Below are 15,457 nucleotides of genomic sequence, written 5' to 3' on the forward strand. Positions count from 1 at the left end.
ATGCGAAACCGTGGAGTTGAGTTGGGCGTCGGTATTTTTATGTTGGTGGGAGCCATTGCTCTGACTGTGCTGGCGATAAATGTGAGTGGTCTTAGTCTGACTAAGCAACAGGATACGTATAAGATATATGCCCGGTTTGAGAATGTCGGGGGGTTGACGGCCCGCTCTAAAGTGACAATGTCCGGGGTCACTATCGGCAAAGTGAGCAATATCACCATCGACCGTAAAAAGCTGATGGCTCTGGTGGAGATGGATATTGACGCCGATGTGGACTACCTGACATCCGATAGCTCGGCCTCTATTCTGACGGCGGGTCTGCTGGGTGAAAAATATATCGGTGTGACGACGGGGGCGGCTGATGATGAAATACTCAAAGAGGGAGACTTTATTGAAGATACTCAGTCATCCCTGGTGTTGGAAGAGCTGATTGGTAAGTTTCTTTTCAATCAGGCCTCTGAATAAAGTCAGTTGATAGTGTTGTAATGAAATGAGAGTTGTGGAAATGAGATATTTGAATCGTTGGCTGGTGTTGCTGACCCTGGTATTTACCTCTGTAACAGCGCAGGCTTCATGGGATGAGGCGCGTAATGCTGTTGAGCAGGCTTCAGCAGAGATGATGAAAGTGCTGGAAAACGAGACGCTTAAGGCGCCTGAACAGAGTGAGCAACTGATCAGTGAGATTGAATCAATCCTTAATCCGGTGGTGGATTTTGACTACGTTTCCAAACGGGTCATGGGTAAGTTCTATAACCGGGTGGATGAAAAACAGCAGCAGCTCTTTGCGACTGTATTCAAGGATACGATGGTGCGCACCTATGCTAAATCCCTGACAGGCTTCGATATTGTAAGATATGAAGTGGCGCCCGAAGGGCAGCCCAGTCCTGAGGCGGATAAACAGGTTGTCAGTGTCAACGTTTTCTCAACTAAGGGAGATCAGTACACTCTGGTTTACTACATGCTGAAGGAAGACAGCGGCTGGAAGCTGGTTAATGTGCTGGTCGATGGTATCAATCTGCGCCTTAACTTTAAAAATCAGTTTTCCGATATGGTGTCACGCACCAATGGCGATGTAGTCAAGGTGATTGCGGACTGGAAAGCGGCGGTGGCCGGCAATGGCAGTAATGGCAGTAAGGGCAGTTGATGAACGCTCAGGTTGAGATCAGTGAAGATACCCTTTTGCTGAAGGGCGACCTGTTGTTCAGTACCGTTCTCTCCGTGCGTGCTGCGCTGGAACAGGCGGTTGATCAGGCGCAGAAGCGTTGTATCGTTGATTTTGCCGGTGTTGGCCGTGTTGACAGTTCTGCGGTATCGCTGTGGCTTTGCCTGGAACGTAAAACCCGGTCACGTCAACTGACCCTCAGTGCGATTAATATACCCGATGAACTGAGCTCTATAGTACGCCTGGTGGGTCTTGAACACACCGGCCTGAATCCATAGCGGGGGCTGTCAGCGTATCGGTGAACGATGGCTGTGGCGCTACAGTCATCGCCTTTTGTTGCATTTTCCGCTATCATAGCCGGCCTGTTATTTTCCCCCATTTTCATTGGTATTGTGCATGCAAATCGAAGACGTAAAACAGATTCTGGAAGAAAAACTGGAAGGTTGTGAAGTATTCCCTGAAGGCGAAGGCTGTAATTTTCAGGTGACTGTAGTCGGGGATGTTTTTGAAGGGCTGCGGCCCGTTAAAAAGCAGCAGATGGTATATGCCTGTCTGGCGGATCAGATCGCTGATGGTAGTATTCACGCCCTGACTATCCGAACCTTTACCCGTGCCCAGTGGGCAGAACAGAACTGAAGCACATAGAGACCCTATTTTAATGGATAAACTGATTATTACCGGTGGTAACCGCCTGGAAGGTGACGTACGCATTTCCGGCGCGAAGAACTCAGCGCTTCCTATTCTGGCAGCGACTTTGTTGGCCGATGAACCGGTTACTGTCAGTAATCTGCCTCATCTACATGATATCACCACCATGCTCGAACTGCTGCGGCAGATGGGGGTGGAGCTGACTATTGATGAAAAGCTCAACGTTGAGATCGATCCCCGGTCCCTGACATCGACCATTGCGCCCTATGAACTGGTGAAAACGATGCGGGCATCGATACTGGTACTGGGACCACTTCTGGCTCACTTTGGCCATGCTGAAGTTTCCCTGCCCGGTGGTTGTGCGATTGGTAGCCGTCCCGTGGATCTGCACCTCAAAGGCCTGGAAGCGCTGGGGGCTGAGATTACTGTAGAAGAGGGGTTTATCCGTGCCACCTGCGATGGTCGGCTGAAAGGTGGTCGGGTGTTCTTTGATATTGTCACCGTGACCGGCACCGAGAATATCCTCATGGCAGCAGCGCTGGCAGAGGGACAGTCAATTATAGAAAACGCCGCCCGTGAACCGGAAATCGTCGATCTGGCGGAGTTTCTCATCGCTATGGGTGCCGATATCTCGGGTCATGGCACCGATACGATTACCGTCAACGGGGTCGCTTCGTTGAAGAGTTGCACCTATTCGGTGGTGGCGGACCGGATTGAAACCGGAACCTATCTGGTTGCTGCGGCGGCAACCCGCGGCCGGATTAAAGTGAAGAATACCCGTCCCGATATTCTCGATGCGGTACTGCAGAAACTACAGGAAGCGGGCGCTGAGATAGACTGTGGCCCGGACTGGATCAGCCTCGATATGAAGGGCAAGCGGCCAAAGGCGGTGAATATCACAACCGCGCCCTATCCGGCATTTCCCACCGATATGCAGGCTCAGTTTGCGGCACTGAACATTATTGCCGAAGGAGTGGGGGTGATCAAAGAAACAGTGTTTGAGAACCGCTTTATGCATATGCAGGAGATGTTGCGTATGGGGGCCAGAATCACGATCGATGGCAACACTGCGATTACCGAGGGGCGTGAAGTGCTGACCGGTGCGCCGGTGATGGCAACCGATCTGCGGGCCTCAGCAAGTCTGGTGATCGCGGCTATGGTTGCAACGGGGGATACGGTGATTGATCGTATTTACCATATTGACCGTGGCTATGAGTGTATCGAAGAGAAGATGCAGCTACTGGGTGCAAAGATCAGGCGGGTTCCGGGTTAACAGGAAATTCGCATTAACAGTGTAGGCTGTGTGTCTGGACTGAATTTTTAAGTGGTAACGAAACAGCTAATATGAAACAGAACCTGACCATTGCGCTATCCAAAGGGCGTATTCTGAAAGATACGCTGCCTCTGTTAGAGGCGGCGAACATTCTTCCGGCTGAGGATATTTTCAGCAGCCGCAAGCTGATTTTCGATACCAATCATGACAATATCAAGCTGGTCGTTATTCGTGCCACCGATGTACCAACCTATGTTGAGCATGGTGGTGCCGATATGGGGGTTGCCGGTAAAGATGTACTTTTGGAGTACGGCGCCAAGGGGCTGTATGAACCACTGGATCTGGATATTGCCAAGTGCAGGTTGATGGTTGCCGGTATGAAGGACGCGGGCGAAGTGGAAGGCCGGATGACGGTTGCTACCAAATTCGTCAATATCACCAAGGAGTTTTTTGCCCGTCAGGGGCGTCAGGTCGATATCATTAAACTCTATGGCGCGATGGAGCTGGCTCCGATTATGGGGCTTGCGGACCGCATCGTTGATATCGTGGATACCGGTAATACCCTGCGCGCCAATGGCCTGGTACCAATGGAAGATATCTGCTACGTCAGCTCCCGTCTTGTGGTCGGCAAGGCCGCTTTAAAAATGAAGCACCGGCAGATACAGCCGATTATTGAACAACTGGCCGCTGCAGTCGAAGCACGTAAAGAAAGGTCCGAACAGATATGACCAAACCAGAGATCTTAAGATTAGATAGTCAGCAGGCTGATTTCAAGGAACAGCTGGATAAACTGTTGGCATGGGAGTCGGTTTCCAATAAAGAGGTTAACCGCACTGTCGAGGATATTCTTGAACGGGTTAAAGCCGAGGGTGATGCCGCGGTGGTTGAGTTTACCAACCGTTTTGACCGGCTTAACGTCAGTTCAATGCAGGAGCTTGAGTTCACTCAGCAGGACCTGCAGCAGGCACTGGATAACCTGCCTGAAGATCAGCATAAAGCGCTGACTATTGCGGCTCAGCGGGTACGCGATTACCACGAACGGCAGAAAGGGGAGTCCTGGCAGTACCAGGAAGCAGACGGTACCTTGCTGGGACAGAAGGTTACGCCGATGGATAAGGCGGGCCTCTATGTGCCCGGTGGTAAGGCCTCCTATCCTTCATCCGTATTGATGAATGCGATTCCGGCCCATGTGGCCGGGGTGGAGGAGCTGATTATGGTGGTACCAACTCCGGATGGTGAAGTGAACCAGCTGGTGCTGGCGGCCGCTGCGCTGGCGGGTGTCAGCCGGGCGTTTGCTATCGGTGGTGCCCAGGCGGTTGCGGCACTGGCCTATGGTACCGAGACTATCCCTAAAGTGGATAAGATCGTAGGCCCGGGTAATATTTTTGTGGCTACCGCCAAGCGGGCGGTATATGGCGCGGTGGGAATCGATATGATCGCCGGACCATCTGAAATTCTGGTGATCTGTGATGGTCAGACCGACCCCGACTGGATCGCGATGGATCTGTTCTCGCAGGCGGAGCATGACGAAGATGCCCAGCCTATCCTGATTAGCACCGATGCCGCGTTTCTTGATCAGGTGAGTGCCAGCATTGAGAAACTGCTCCCCACCATGGAACGGCAAGCGATTATTGGTCGTTCACTGGCAGACCGTGCCGCGCTGATTAAGGTTACTGATCTTGAAGAAGCGGCCAGAGTGAATAACCGTATCGCTCCGGAGCACCTGGAACTCTCGGTCGAGGACCCTCAGGCGCTGTTGCCGTTGATCAAGCATGCCGGTGCTATCTTTATGGGCCGTTATACGGCCGAAGCGCTGGGAGATTACTGTGCTGGTCCCAATCATGTACTGCCCACCTCAGGCACCGCACGTTTCTCATCGCCTTTGGGCGTGTATGATTTCCAGAAGCGTTCCTCACTGATCATGTTTTCAGAGGCGGGCGCTTCTGAGATGGGCAAAGTCGCTTCAGTCCTTGCCCGCGGAGAGAGTCTGACCGCTCACGCCCGCTCAGCGGAGTATCGTATTAAGCGGTAATGTGCCGATAGGAAAGCGAAAAAAAAAGCCCTCAGGGGCTTTTTTTGTGCTGATCTGAACAGCCAGAAGCTTAGTTCTGGCCGTCGCTGTTTTCCGGCTCGGTACTAACCTCTGTCGCGCTGGGGCGTTCGGCGACGGTAATCTCCAGTTGCAGTACTTCGCCGTTGCGCCACACCTTGACCGGCAGTACCGTTCCCGGGGGCAGCCGGGCGACGCTGTACATCGAGTTGTAGCTGTTAATAATCTTCTTGCCACCGATCTCCAGGAGAATATCCCCGGGAAGTAAACCCGCAGTATGGGCCGGTCCATCCCGGAAAATACCCGCAATAATCAGCCCTTTAGTGTCTTTCAGTCCGAATGATTCTGCCAGTTCAGGGGTAATCTCCTGAGCCTCCACCCCAACCCAGCCACGCACCACCCGACCATGTTCGATGAGGTCCTGCATCACCTGCTTTGCCTGATCCGAGGGGATGGCAAAACCGATTCCCTGAGACCCGCCTGAGCGGCTGAATATAGCCGTATTGATGCCGATAAGGTTACCTGCGGCATTGATCAGAGCACCACCGGAGTTGCCGGGGTTAATCGCTGCATCGGTCTGGATAAAGTCTTCATAGGTGTTCAGACCCAGTTGATTACGGCCGGTAGCACTGATAATGCCCATGGTGACGGTCTGGCCAACGCCGAACGGATTACCGATAGCCAGCGCAACATCACCCACACGCAGGTTAGCCGATGAGCTGATCGTAATGCTGGGCAGGTCAGGAAGATCGATTTTAAGCACCGCAAGATCGGTATCCGGGTCGTTACCCACCACCTTAGCCGTGGCTTCCCGGCCATCTTTGAGTGCCACGACAATGCTGTCCGCGCCGGAAATAACATGGTTATTGGTGGCAATATAGCCTTCCGGGCTTAGGATTACGCCAGAACCAAGGCTGGATTGAATCCGTTCTTTGTTACTGTTCTTGTTGTAGTGCTTCTGAATATTTGGGTCGTTATAGAGTGGAGCGTTGTTATTGGGAATCACTGTACGGGTATAGATGTTAACTACACTTGAAGCGGCCTGATCAACCGCATCGGCATAGGAATAGGGCCCCTGCGCTGTGCCAGAGCGGTTATCCGCTTCATGGATCTGCACGGTATTTGTTTGTGGTGTAAACATATCTGGCAGATAGATGAGCAGTGCTACCGCGGCAATAATCCCGGACAGAATAGGCCAGATAAGAAAAGCCAAGCGTTGAATCAATTAAGGGCGCCTTATAAACAGTGGTAAAGTTGATCAGCTGTTTTAGAATTATACGGATAATAAACTGCTTTTGGGAATATAAAGAAAAGATTATGGCTGTATCACTGAAACAACTGGTTATTTACTGCAACACGCTGTTAACCCCTGAGAAATACAGGGATTATTGCCCCAACGGTTTGCAGGTTGAGGGGCGCGGGCAGGTACGACGTATCGTCTCCGGCGTAACCGCCAGTCAGGCCCTGCTTGATCGGGCGGTGGTGCTGGGCGCTGATCTTATTCTGGTGCATCATGGTTATTTCTGGAAGGGTGAGGCGGAGGTGATCACCGGCATGAAAAAGCGCCGGCTGCAAACATTATTAAATCATGATATCAGCCTGCTGGCATACCACCTGCCACTGGATGGGCATCCGCAACTGGGCAATAATGCCTGTCTGGCCGATAAGCTGGGATTACAGATTACCGGAGGGCTTGATCCTGACAACCCATTAAGCATCGGTCTGACGGGCCGCCTGCCGAGCCCGCTTTCAGTGGGCGATTTTAACCGTCAGATAAAGCAGGTGATGGGGCGGGAGGTGCTGCATATCGAGGGAGGACCTGAGCCGATTGAAACCGTTGGCTGGTGTACGGGGGCTGCCCAGGGGTATATCGAAAAGGCGGCGGATCTGGGACTGGATGCCTTTATATCCGGCGAGATATCGGAACCCACGGTTCACAGCGCCAGAGAACTGGGGATTCATTATTTTGCAGCGGGACACCATGCCACTGAGCGCTACGGTATTCAGGCGTTGGCAGAAGCGTTGGCACAGCAGTTTGATCTGGAACACCACTTCGTGGATATTGATAATCCGGTCTGATTGTCAGTACTCCCGGGTAGGGGATAAAAAAAGGTGATAAAAGAAAACCGGCATCAGCCGGTTTTCTATATCTGTTACTCTGTTGACTGTTCAACTGAAGAGGTTGGCTCAGGCAGAGCGTTTTTCATCGCTGTCGCGCAAGCTGTTACCGGGGACATGATCTTTCAGCAGGGGTGGAATCTCAATATCTTCATCCGTTTCTGATTTTTTCTTCAGCCCGTATTTCTCAGACAGAGTTCCCTCTTCGTCGGGGCTTTTAATCGCGTAGTCGCGGGGTGGTTCTACTACTTCCGGCTCATCCGCGGGTGTATCAACCTGTTCTGTTACCGTCGGAATCTGCTCTTTCTCTGCCTCTTCCTCTGGTTCCTCTTTAACCTGTTCGGAAATTTTCGGCTGAGGCTGACTGCTTAGCTGTGCCGGTGAGTGCTCACCCATACAGAGTGTTTCTGACCCCTGAGCCAGGTGCTGGTGAACCTGCTTGTAACTTTCAGTGAGATTGTTAACCAGTTCAGCCGTTTTCTCGAAGTGGCCGTTAACCTTCTCTTTGTATTCACTCAGGTCACGCTGGGCTTCATTGAGCTGATCGACCAGTTTTTGCTGGCTGGACGTGTCGCCGGAACGCCCCATCAGGTAGCCAATTAACGTCCCTGCAAGAAGGGTCACAATACCAATAATCCAGACGCTGCTCTCTTCCACGCTAACTCCTTAAATACTCTGATTCACAGCTGAAGAATAACGCAAATAACAGGCAAATCCTATGTTAATTTGGATCGGTGCGGTTCTGGTCATAGGGGCAGGCCTAAGCGCTGCTTCCCGCCTTATTTCGTTTTGCCTGATGCGTCATTTCAGTCAGGTAACTGACCTGCTCGGCGAGGACATCGCAGGCAAGGTCGCCGTTTTTTTGCTGCAGTGCGTTCAGAATACGGGTGTGCTGGTCAATAATGACCGAGCGTTCCATATAGCGCGATGTCACCATATTACTGATCGGTTGCAGCGCCTCAATAACGCTGAACATGATAAAGCTCAGCAGGGCATTGCCTGCTGCTTCTGCAATCAGACGGTGAAAGCGGACATCGGAGGCACAAAACTGCTCTGGCGCAAGAGTAATATCTTGTTGCTGCTCCAGTTCCCGTTGCAGCAGTTCAAGTTGCACTTCACTGATATGCTCTGCCGCAAGCCTCAGACAGTTGCTCTCCAGCAGTAAACGGGTCTGGGCGATATCCTCCATAGAGAAAGCATCCATGCTGACTAACAGTGTGGTAGCACTGGTGAGGGCATCACTCAGATCCATGGCAGAGGGGCGGTTGACAAAGGTTCCGCCGGTCGGGCCGCGGCGGGAGCGGATCAGGTTCTGGGCCCCCAGTCGTTTGAGCGCCTCGCGGATGGTCGGGCGGGAAACCTGGTAACGTACCGCCAGCTCACCCTCGGTGGGTAGGCGATCATCAGCCTTCAATGAACCATCGATGATGGCCTGACGGATCTGATCAGCAATCTGCCTGGGCAAGCTGCGCTGGGCAACGGGCTCTATTTCTAAACTCACGAATCTCTCCTACAGTAAGAGTGCGATTATTTCACATAAACGACTAATTGTTAATTTGTAAGACAAATTAAGATAGTGTAGATTGCTTTAATGTAAATTTGTAAGACAAATAGGCGGATGCACTTTTTAACCGGTTTTAAAAAGATTTGCGTGTCCGCAATGCCTTTTATCATCTGCATCAACAGATCTGATGGCTGGCAGCAATCACCCGAGAAACCATGACAAGGTAAAGTGAGGTAAATTATGTTTAACGCCCTGGTGTTGGAGCAGGAGGAGGGGAAAACCCTGTCAGCAGTCAAACAGCTTGATCTGAGTGATCTGCCCGATGAGGATGTGCTGGTTAAAGTGAGCTACTCCTCACTTAATTATAAAGATGGACTGGCGATCACGGGGAGCGGGAAAATCGTTCATACATTTCCCATGGTACCAGGAATCGATCTTGCGGGTGTCGTCACCGAGTCCCGTAGTCCGCAATACCAGGCGGGTGATCAGGTCATTATGACCGGCTGGAGTGTTGGTGAACGCTACTGGGGCGGATATAGCCAGTATGCGCGGATGAAGCCGGAGTGGCTGGTTAAACTGCCTCAGGGAATGGATGCCGCCAAAGCGATGTCTATCGGCACAGCGGGTTTAACTGCGATGCTCTGTGTGATGGCGCTGGAGGAGGGGGGAATTACCCCGGATCGTGGGACCGTAGTGGTTACTGGCGCGGCAGGTGGTGTCGGGAGTGTTGCGGTGGCGATTCTCAGTCAGTTGGGGTATACCGTCGCGGCGGTGACTGGACGGGAATCCAGCCACGAGTATCTGCGTGGCCTGGGGGCCAGCGAATTTTTGACCCGGGCTGAGATGGCTGAAGCATCGCGGCCGCTGGAAAAACAGCGCTGGGCAGGTGCCATCGACACTGTCGGGGATACTATTCTGGCCCGGGTGCTGGCTGAGACCGATTATCGGGGCACCGTTGCCGCCTGTGGTCTGGCGGGCGGTTACAAACTGCCAACGACGGTCATGCCGTTTATTCTGCGCAATGTGCGCCTGCAGGGTGTTGATTCAGTCATGTGCCCGGTAGATATCCGCACCCAGGCCTGGAACCGACTACTAACCGATCTGCCTGACAGTGCCTTAGGCGATATCTCCAGTGTGATCGGACTGGCCGATCTGCCCCAGGCAGCGGCGGATATTGTAGCGGGTAAGATTCAGGGGCGTACGCTGGTTGATCCCAATAAGTGAGATAGCGCTTCGCAGCTTGCCAGGAAAAACAAAAAGGAGATTTAAATGGCCTCCTTTTTTAGTTACTGAGCTTTTATTAAAGCGTTATGGCGGGGGGAGTTTTATCCCTTCTGCCTGAAACAGTGCTTCCAGTTCCCGGTAGCCTTCCAACTCTGTTAGTAAGCGGCTCTTTTCATGTTTAGCTATTCTGAGCCAGCTTTCGCCTTCAATGGCGCCAACCATCGCGTAGAGAAAGTTCAGGCTGGGAGCGGTACTGCACTCATTTTTGAGCCGGATAAAAGCCCGGATAGCGCCTATCTCTCGCAACGCTTCGGGAGTGTTGATGCCAACCTCTGTCAGCCAGGCTTCAGATTTTGGTCCTAATCCGGGCAGGTCTCTTAATCGGGTCATCCAAACTGTCCATCTAATCGGGGTTTCAACAGAATCGGAGTATAAGGGATCAGAAACAGCCCCCAGGCGATAATCCAGAGTCCACCGGAGATATGGATCGCCAGGCTGTGCAGTTCCGGAACCATCGGCATAAAGACTCTGACTGAGCCCGCAGCAACCATCAGGATAAACGCCATAACGGTTATTTTAGTCAGTTTTAATGGCCGTGCCGTATGGCCCAGCGATACCCGGGCCATCATGCCGAGCGTCATCGATCCGATCGCCCCGGCGGCGAACGCATGGGTGGCGATATAGGGCGATAACTGAGTTATTCCGCTGACCGCTTCAAGGGCAAAACCCAGGGGGATAAACAGATAGGCGACATGCAGAATCCAGATGAGCGGGTTGCGTCTCATGCGTGGTTTGAACCAGCCTGCCAGGCGAATCAGGTTCAGCACTGCGCTAAGTGCTGCAAGCAGAAGGGCAACAGAGTTGAACTGGAACAGGTTGGCGATGAGCCAGCCAAATGCTACCGGGATCACTGATTTCTCAATCCAGGTGAAGCGTTTTGCTTCAAATGCCAGTGCCCGTTCAGTAAAGAAAGGGATAACCCGGCCACCCATGACGACCATGACGACTACGATCAGTCCCAGTTCCAGATCCATTCCCTGAGCCAGAGTTGATTCAGTAATGCCCAGAAGTTGCAGGTGAATCAACAGATTAGCAAAGCTCATGGCGATCAGAATAACCGTGAAAATCAGGTTTTTGTAATTGCCGGAGCGGATGATCGGCAGCCCGATAGACAGGGCGACCAGCGGCAGAAACAACAGGTCGGTCACCGCGATTAATGGCGCAGGTAGCGGCACAATAAACTCGGAGATCAGTGGCAGCAGCCGGGCCGCCAGCCAGAACAGGAAGAGTCCTGCCAGTTTTGCGCCGAAGGGGGTCTGGATCGAGGTCCAGTTGCGCACCGCCGTCAGCAGAAATCCGGCAATCACTGCCGCGGCATAGCCAAATAGCATCTCGTGACCATGCCATATCTGACTGATCTGGTAATAGCGATAGGTCGCCTGACCTGATCCCAGCAACATCAGCCAGAGCAGCATCAGCAGCAGGCCCGAGAGCGCCGCGAATAAAAAGAAGGGCCTGAAGCCCAGGTTAAACAGAGCAAAGCGCTTGCCCTGATGGGGTTCCTGAATCTGCATAAAAATTTACTCACCCTGGTTCACTGTTCAAAGAACATAAAAAATAATGGTATCTGGTGCTTCAATGGCTGCAAGAGCATTTTTTCTCTGCCGGGTAGAGTAGAATCGGATCATTCTTAATGAGATTCTGTCCCGGCGAGTGTGTATGCGGTTCAAATTACCCGGTTTTATCCTCTTTGTATGCAGCCAGCTTTTATCTGTTTCAGCATCTGAAGCAGGTATCAGTGTGACAGATAACCGGGGGCGGGTGATTGATATTGCTCAACCGGCCCGGCGGGTTATCGCGTTGTCGCCGCATATTACCGAAAACCTGTTTGCTATCGGTGCCGGGGATTATATTTCCGGTGTGGTCAGTCACAGCGATTATCCTGCTGAAGCGTTGAATGTACCGGTGATCGGCGATTCTCAGAGCTTTAATCTTGAAGCGATTATCGCCCTGAAGCCTGATCTGGTGGTCGCCTGGGCGGGAGGTAATCCGCATCTTCCGCTGCAGCGCCTGGAACAGATGGGTATTCCTGTTTACTACTCAGATCCTAAAGTGTTCAGTGACATTCCCTATAACCTGCGGGCATTGGGGCAGCTATTACAGCTACCTGAAGGCGAACATCAGGCGACGCTGTTTGAGGAACGTTTGCAAACACTACAGCAACAGTATGCTGGCAGAACCCGGTTACGGGTTTTTTATCAGCTCTGGAATCAGCCGCTGATGACTGTTAACCAGGGACAGATGGTGAGTCAGGTTATTCGCTTGTGTGGTGGGGAAAATCTGTTTGCCGGACATCGGGAGGCGATTCCCCGTCTGGGGGTAGAGTCGGTGCTGCTGATGGATCCGCAGGTGATTCTGACGGGGAGAAATCTCCCGGATGGCTGGGAGCAGCAGTGGCAGGCATGGCCCGCTCTGTCGGCCGCCCGGTATGGCCAGTTTTACCGTCTCAACGAAGATCTGCTATACCGTCCAACCATGCGCTTGCTGGACGGTGCACAGCAGATGTGTGAAGCGCTGCAGCAGGCGCGGATGGTCGTTGAATCGCAGTAGCTGTTCAGCATCAGGTGCACTTTCTGAGTATTACTCTGTCAGGCCTTTGAAAAACGATTTGGTGTCCTGTGCGGCTTTTTTGGTCGCATCCCACGCCGTTTCGGCACCTGCCTTGGTGCTGCAGGCTGCCCGCGCTGCGACGCATTTGGATTTACAGCCGGTCACGGCGGCTTCATCGGTCATATGTTTAACTTCGCACTTCGTTTCGCACCAGGTCTGCTCATCAGCGCAGTCTGCCTGAGCCAGTGGTGCTAAAAGCGAGGCTAAAAGGGCAATTGTCAGTGGAGCGATAAAACGCAACATATCGGTTTCTCTCTTTTGCTGTTTATATTGGTTAATCATAACCGCATCATAACATGCGGCCCCTGCGGACTTATGTTACCCGCCCTGTTGCTCAGGTTTATGAGCAGGTTTGCGCGGCTGCCATAATACTTCTTCACCGCCGCTCTGTCGTGCCAGTACCCGGGCAGCAACAAACAGCAGATCCGAGAAGCGGTTCAGGTAGGTAGCGCTTAACGGATTGACCATTTCCTGGTCGGCCAGTTCCACCATCCGTCGCTCAGCCCGGCGGCAAACGCTGCGGGCCTGATGGCACAGCGCTGCGGCCCGGTTGCCACCCGGAAGGATAAACTCCTTCAGGGGCGGCAGTTGGCTGTTGAGGGCGTCAATCTGTTGCTCCATCTGCGTTATCACTTCAGTGTTGATAACGGTGTAGCCCGGATCCGCCACAGCCAGCTCACCCCCCAGATCAAACAGATCGTTCTGGCACTGTAGCAGCAGTATCCTTAACGGTTCCTGAGCGGGCAGTTCAGCAATCAGAACCCCCAGCAGGCAGTTCAGTTCATCGGTATCCCCCAGCGCTTCGATGCGCGGGTGGTATTTGGTTACCTTGCTGCCGTTGGCCAGCGAGGTGGTGCCTTTGTCGCCGCTGCGGGTGTAGATTTTTGTCAGGCGGTTGGCCATCAGAGTGTCCTTTAAATAAAAAAGGCTGAATAAAACTATTCAGCCTTGGAGTGACTTGCTTCAGTTGAATTAAAAGCTATATCGGGCCGAAACGGTTAACAAGCGATCCTGATTATTATACCCGGGATTGGTTTGATACGCCTTGTCGAACAGGTTTTCAATCCGGCTTCCAAGCGTCCATTCAGGGGTTGCCTGATAGGCTGTATAGAGATTTACCACGGTAAAAGCGGGTAGTGAACTGCTGTTATCCAGGCTGGTATAGCGTTTACCCTCCCAGATGATTTCACTGCCAGCAGACCATTGATTGGCCGCGTAGCTCATCTGCCATTTAACTGTATCCTGTGGCCGGAAACGTAGTTTTTTCCCTGTCGCTGCATCTTTGGCATTCACATACTGATATGCCAGAGTATGGTTCCAGTGGCCATAACTTATCTGGTAACTGGCATCCACACCTTCGATTTCTGCTTTGTTGGTATTTTCCACTGTGGTGAAACTATCATTTATGCTGATCAGGTTGCGGATATTGGTTTTGTAGACACTAACTTCCCAGTTAGATACGCCATGACCTGAAAAGCTGATCTCTGTGGTTTCAGATTCTTCCGGTTTCAGGTCAGGATTTCCCTGATAGCCGAAGCTCAGAGGATAATACAGGTCATCAAAGGTAGGGGCTTTGAATGCTGTACCGTGGCTTATGGCTATTTTCACCGGTTTAAACTGGTAGGCGTATCCCGCACTGTAGGTGGTATTCTCGCCAAACTGCTCATCATCGGTAAAGCGGCCACTTAACTCAGCCTGATAGTGATCGCCCTCCTGGAGCAGGCCGACAAAGGCCGCTTTGGTGTCCCGGCTATTCACTGTATAGCTCTGTGTGCTGTCGGCCAGATTATCATTCAGAAAATCCAGCCCGGCGGAAATAGAGGTGTTGTTAATGTAGACCGTGTTAAGCCAGTTTACTTGCTGTCGTTCGGTGACATAGCGGGAACCATTCTTGCGGCTGATACCGTTACCGTAAGTCAGGTTGTCATCTTTGACATAGGCGGCGCTCAGGGCACTATCGAAACTATCACCCGAATACTGGATGTGGGCAGAGTAGAGTTCATTCTCAAAATCGGACTCGTTGCCTCCCCAGGTGGTGTCGAACTCGCTGTTACCCTGCCATTTTATGGCCTGGAGATTCAGGTCAACCCGCTCAGCTAACTGCTGGTCAATGGCAATATTCGCGGACAGATTGCGATAACCGTCTTTATCAAACTCTGCATCATCCTTAACATCGATCCCATCATGATGATCGGCCGAGAGTGCAACCGAGATGCTGCCAGTGTCACTATAGGGCTGAGAATAGGTGCCGGATAACTTATGTGTACCCTGTTCACCGAGAGTCAGGGCAACTGAGCCGGAGGCCTTTTGCTTACCCCTTTTAGTGAATATCTGGATAATCCCGCCAATGGCATCGGAGCCATAGAGGGCCGAACGGGGACCTCTGACAAACTCAATTTTTTCAATCTGATCCACCGGAATCAGTTCCAGACGAGTGCCTGCCGCTGTCGGTGTTCCAATGCGGATACCATTAACCAGAATCAGGGTGTGATCGGACTCAGTTCCGCGGGTGTAGAGTGCAGCAGACTGACCGCGGGCACCGCTGCTGGTGAAGTTAACACCGGGTAACAGGTTGATCGCCGCTTTAGCGGAATCCACCTGGGAGCGCTGGATATCTTCAGCAGTCACTACGGATACCGAGGCGATAGTTTCTGTAATCGGTTGCTCAATCAGGTTAGCGGATACAACAACAGTATCGAGGGTGTGTTGTTGTGTTGTTTCCTGCGCCATAGCCGTAGCAGAGATCAGCGCCGTGCCCATCAGCACTGCCTGATAAAGGGGGGATATTTTCATTGTACTTCCTGTTTAGTG

The 15,457-nt window shown here is 52.3% G+C and carries 18 protein-coding genes; 10 read left to right on the top strand and 8 right to left on the bottom strand.

Translation table 11 applies throughout. From position 1 onward, the window contains the following. From mlaD to hisD, 7 genes are all read left to right on the top strand, one after another. Positions 1-462 carry an outer membrane lipid asymmetry maintenance protein MlaD gene (gene mlaD / locus JW499_RS14045; protein WP_205211200.1) on the top strand — a complete coding sequence of 154 codons (462 nt, stop codon included), beginning with the start codon at positions 1-3 and terminating at the stop codon, positions 460-462. 40 nt (positions 463-502) lie between these two features. Further along, entirely contained in the window at positions 503-1,141 is a 639-nt protein-coding gene (locus JW499_RS14050; RefSeq protein WP_232846415.1) for an MlaC/ttg2D family ABC transporter substrate-binding protein, read from the top strand. Beyond that, the gene (locus JW499_RS14055) at positions 1,141-1,437 is read left to right on the top strand and encodes an STAS domain-containing protein (RefSeq protein WP_091357659.1); all 297 of its coding nucleotides are present in this window, start codon (positions 1,141-1,143) and stop codon (positions 1,435-1,437) included. The genes JW499_RS14050 and JW499_RS14055 overlap by 1 nt, the downstream gene beginning before the upstream one ends. Before the next feature lie 118 nt (positions 1,438-1,555). Next, positions 1,556-1,795: a BolA family protein gene (locus JW499_RS14060; RefSeq protein ID WP_205211202.1), complete on the top strand. Its 240-nt coding sequence runs from the start codon at positions 1,556-1,558 to the stop codon at positions 1,793-1,795. A 22-nt stretch (positions 1,796-1,817) separates the two neighbouring features. After that, the gene (gene murA, locus JW499_RS14065; protein WP_205211203.1) at positions 1,818-3,080 is read left to right on the top strand and encodes a UDP-N-acetylglucosamine 1-carboxyvinyltransferase; all 1,263 of its coding nucleotides are present in this window, start codon (positions 1,818-1,820) and stop codon (positions 3,078-3,080) included. A 71-nt stretch (positions 3,081-3,151) separates the two neighbouring features. Next, complete coding sequence (hisG, locus tag JW499_RS14070) at positions 3,152-3,808, top strand: ATP phosphoribosyltransferase (RefSeq protein WP_205211204.1); 657 nt, start codon at positions 3,152-3,154, stop codon at positions 3,806-3,808. Next, positions 3,805-5,112, top strand: coding sequence for a histidinol dehydrogenase (gene hisD, locus JW499_RS14075; RefSeq protein WP_205211205.1), 1,308 nt, complete (start codon positions 3,805-3,807; stop codon positions 5,110-5,112). The genes hisG and hisD overlap by 4 nt, the downstream gene beginning before the upstream one ends. 70 nt (positions 5,113-5,182) lie before the next feature. Here hisD and JW499_RS14080 read toward each other — a convergent pair whose 3' ends face one another. Beyond that, positions 5,183-6,352: a S1C family serine protease gene (locus JW499_RS14080; RefSeq protein ID WP_205211241.1), complete on the bottom strand. Its 1,170-nt coding sequence runs from the start codon at positions 6,350-6,352 to the stop codon at positions 5,183-5,185. Between the two features lie 95 nt (positions 6,353-6,447). Between JW499_RS14080 and JW499_RS14085 the strand changes: the two genes are divergently transcribed. After that, positions 6,448-7,209 (top strand): Nif3-like dinuclear metal center hexameric protein, encoded by a 762-nt coding sequence (locus tag JW499_RS14085; protein WP_205211206.1) that lies wholly within the window; start codon positions 6,448-6,450, stop codon positions 7,207-7,209. A 108-nt stretch (positions 7,210-7,317) separates the two neighbouring features. On the opposite strand, the gene JW499_RS14090 is transcribed toward JW499_RS14085, so the two are convergent. Beyond that, positions 7,318-7,905, bottom strand: coding sequence for a Z-ring associated ZapG family protein (locus tag JW499_RS14090; protein ID WP_205211207.1), 588 nt, complete (start codon positions 7,903-7,905; stop codon positions 7,318-7,320). 103 nt (positions 7,906-8,008) lie between these two features. Then, entirely contained in the window at positions 8,009-8,749 is a 741-nt protein-coding gene (locus JW499_RS14095; RefSeq protein WP_205211208.1) for a FadR/GntR family transcriptional regulator, read from the bottom strand. Between the two features lie 243 nt (positions 8,750-8,992). Here JW499_RS14095 and acuI point away from each other — a divergent pair, with 243 nt between their 5' ends. Next, positions 8,993-9,976 (top strand): acrylyl-CoA reductase (NADPH), encoded by a 984-nt coding sequence (gene acuI, locus JW499_RS14100; RefSeq protein WP_205211209.1) that lies wholly within the window; start codon positions 8,993-8,995, stop codon positions 9,974-9,976. A gap of 84 nt (positions 9,977-10,060) precedes the next feature. Here acuI and JW499_RS14105 read toward each other — a convergent pair whose 3' ends face one another. Together JW499_RS14105 and JW499_RS14110 are read right to left on the bottom strand one after the other, a co-directional pair. Next, entirely contained in the window at positions 10,061-10,366 is a 306-nt protein-coding gene (locus JW499_RS14105) for a TfoX/Sxy family protein (protein WP_205211210.1), read from the bottom strand. Then, complete coding sequence (locus JW499_RS14110; RefSeq protein ID WP_205211211.1) at positions 10,363-11,550, bottom strand: NnrS family protein; 1,188 nt, start codon at positions 11,548-11,550, stop codon at positions 10,363-10,365. The genes JW499_RS14105 and JW499_RS14110 overlap by 4 nt, the downstream gene beginning before the upstream one ends. A 226-nt stretch (positions 11,551-11,776) precedes the next feature. Here JW499_RS14110 and JW499_RS14115 point away from each other — a divergent pair, with 226 nt between their 5' ends. Beyond that, positions 11,777-12,586, top strand: coding sequence for a cobalamin-binding protein (locus JW499_RS14115; protein WP_205211212.1), 810 nt, complete (start codon positions 11,777-11,779; stop codon positions 12,584-12,586). Between the two features lie 30 nt (positions 12,587-12,616). Here JW499_RS14115 and JW499_RS14120 read toward each other — a convergent pair whose 3' ends face one another. The 3 genes from JW499_RS14120 to JW499_RS14130 form a co-directional block, all read right to left on the bottom strand. Next, positions 12,617-12,928 (bottom strand): hypothetical protein, encoded by a 312-nt coding sequence (locus JW499_RS14120; protein ID WP_232846418.1) that lies wholly within the window; start codon positions 12,926-12,928, stop codon positions 12,617-12,619. Positions 12,929-12,964: 36 nt separating this feature from the next. After that, positions 12,965-13,549, bottom strand: coding sequence for a cob(I)yrinic acid a,c-diamide adenosyltransferase (locus tag JW499_RS14125; protein ID WP_205211213.1), 585 nt, complete (start codon positions 13,547-13,549; stop codon positions 12,965-12,967). 69 nt (positions 13,550-13,618) lie between these two features. After that, positions 13,619-15,439 (bottom strand): TonB-dependent receptor domain-containing protein, encoded by a 1,821-nt coding sequence (locus tag JW499_RS14130; RefSeq protein WP_205211214.1) that lies wholly within the window; start codon positions 15,437-15,439, stop codon positions 13,619-13,621. Positions 15,440-15,457: the final 18 nt, after the last annotated feature.

It is taken from the genome of Amphritea pacifica, assembly GCF_016924145.1.
In the GTDB taxonomy this organism is placed as follows: Bacteria; Pseudomonadota; Gammaproteobacteria; order Pseudomonadales; family Balneatricaceae; genus Amphritea; species Amphritea pacifica.

What these genes read in the sequence shown, in the direction of transcription:
- JW499_RS14105 (WP_205211210.1), bottom strand. Translation starts at nt 10,366, where the DNA reads ATGACCCGATTAAGAGACCTGCCCGGATTAGGACCAAAATCTGAAGCC.
- JW499_RS14055 (WP_091357659.1), top strand. Translation starts at nt 1,141, where the DNA reads ATGAACGCTCAGGTTGAGATCAGTGAAGATACCCTTTTGCTGAAGGGC.
- JW499_RS14130 (WP_205211214.1), bottom strand. Translation starts at nt 15,439, where the DNA reads ATGAAAATATCCCCCCTTTATCAGGCAGTGCTGATGGGCACGGCGCTG.
- JW499_RS14085 (WP_205211206.1), top strand. Translation starts at nt 6,448, where the DNA reads ATGGCTGTATCACTGAAACAACTGGTTATTTACTGCAACACGCTGTTA.
- JW499_RS14110 (WP_205211211.1), bottom strand. Translation starts at nt 11,550, where the DNA reads ATGCAGATTCAGGAACCCCATCAGGGCAAGCGCTTTGCTCTGTTTAAC.
- acuI (WP_205211209.1), top strand. Translation starts at nt 8,993, where the DNA reads ATGTTTAACGCCCTGGTGTTGGAGCAGGAGGAGGGGAAAACCCTGTCA.
- JW499_RS14060 (WP_205211202.1), top strand. Translation starts at nt 1,556, where the DNA reads ATGCAAATCGAAGACGTAAAACAGATTCTGGAAGAAAAACTGGAAGGT.
- JW499_RS14050 (WP_232846415.1), top strand. Translation starts at nt 503, where the DNA reads ATGAGATATTTGAATCGTTGGCTGGTGTTGCTGACCCTGGTATTTACC.
- hisD (WP_205211205.1), top strand. Translation starts at nt 3,805, where the DNA reads ATGACCAAACCAGAGATCTTAAGATTAGATAGTCAGCAGGCTGATTTC.
- hisG (WP_205211204.1), top strand. Translation starts at nt 3,152, where the DNA reads ATGAAACAGAACCTGACCATTGCGCTATCCAAAGGGCGTATTCTGAAA.
- JW499_RS14120 (WP_232846418.1), bottom strand. Translation starts at nt 12,928, where the DNA reads ATGATTAACCAATATAAACAGCAAAAGAGAGAAACCGATATGTTGCGT.
- mlaD (WP_205211200.1), top strand. Translation starts at nt 1, where the DNA reads ATGCGAAACCGTGGAGTTGAGTTGGGCGTCGGTATTTTTATGTTGGTG.
- JW499_RS14125 (WP_205211213.1), bottom strand. Translation starts at nt 13,549, where the DNA reads ATGGCCAACCGCCTGACAAAAATCTACACCCGCAGCGGCGACAAAGGC.
- murA (WP_205211203.1), top strand. Translation starts at nt 1,818, where the DNA reads ATGGATAAACTGATTATTACCGGTGGTAACCGCCTGGAAGGTGACGTA.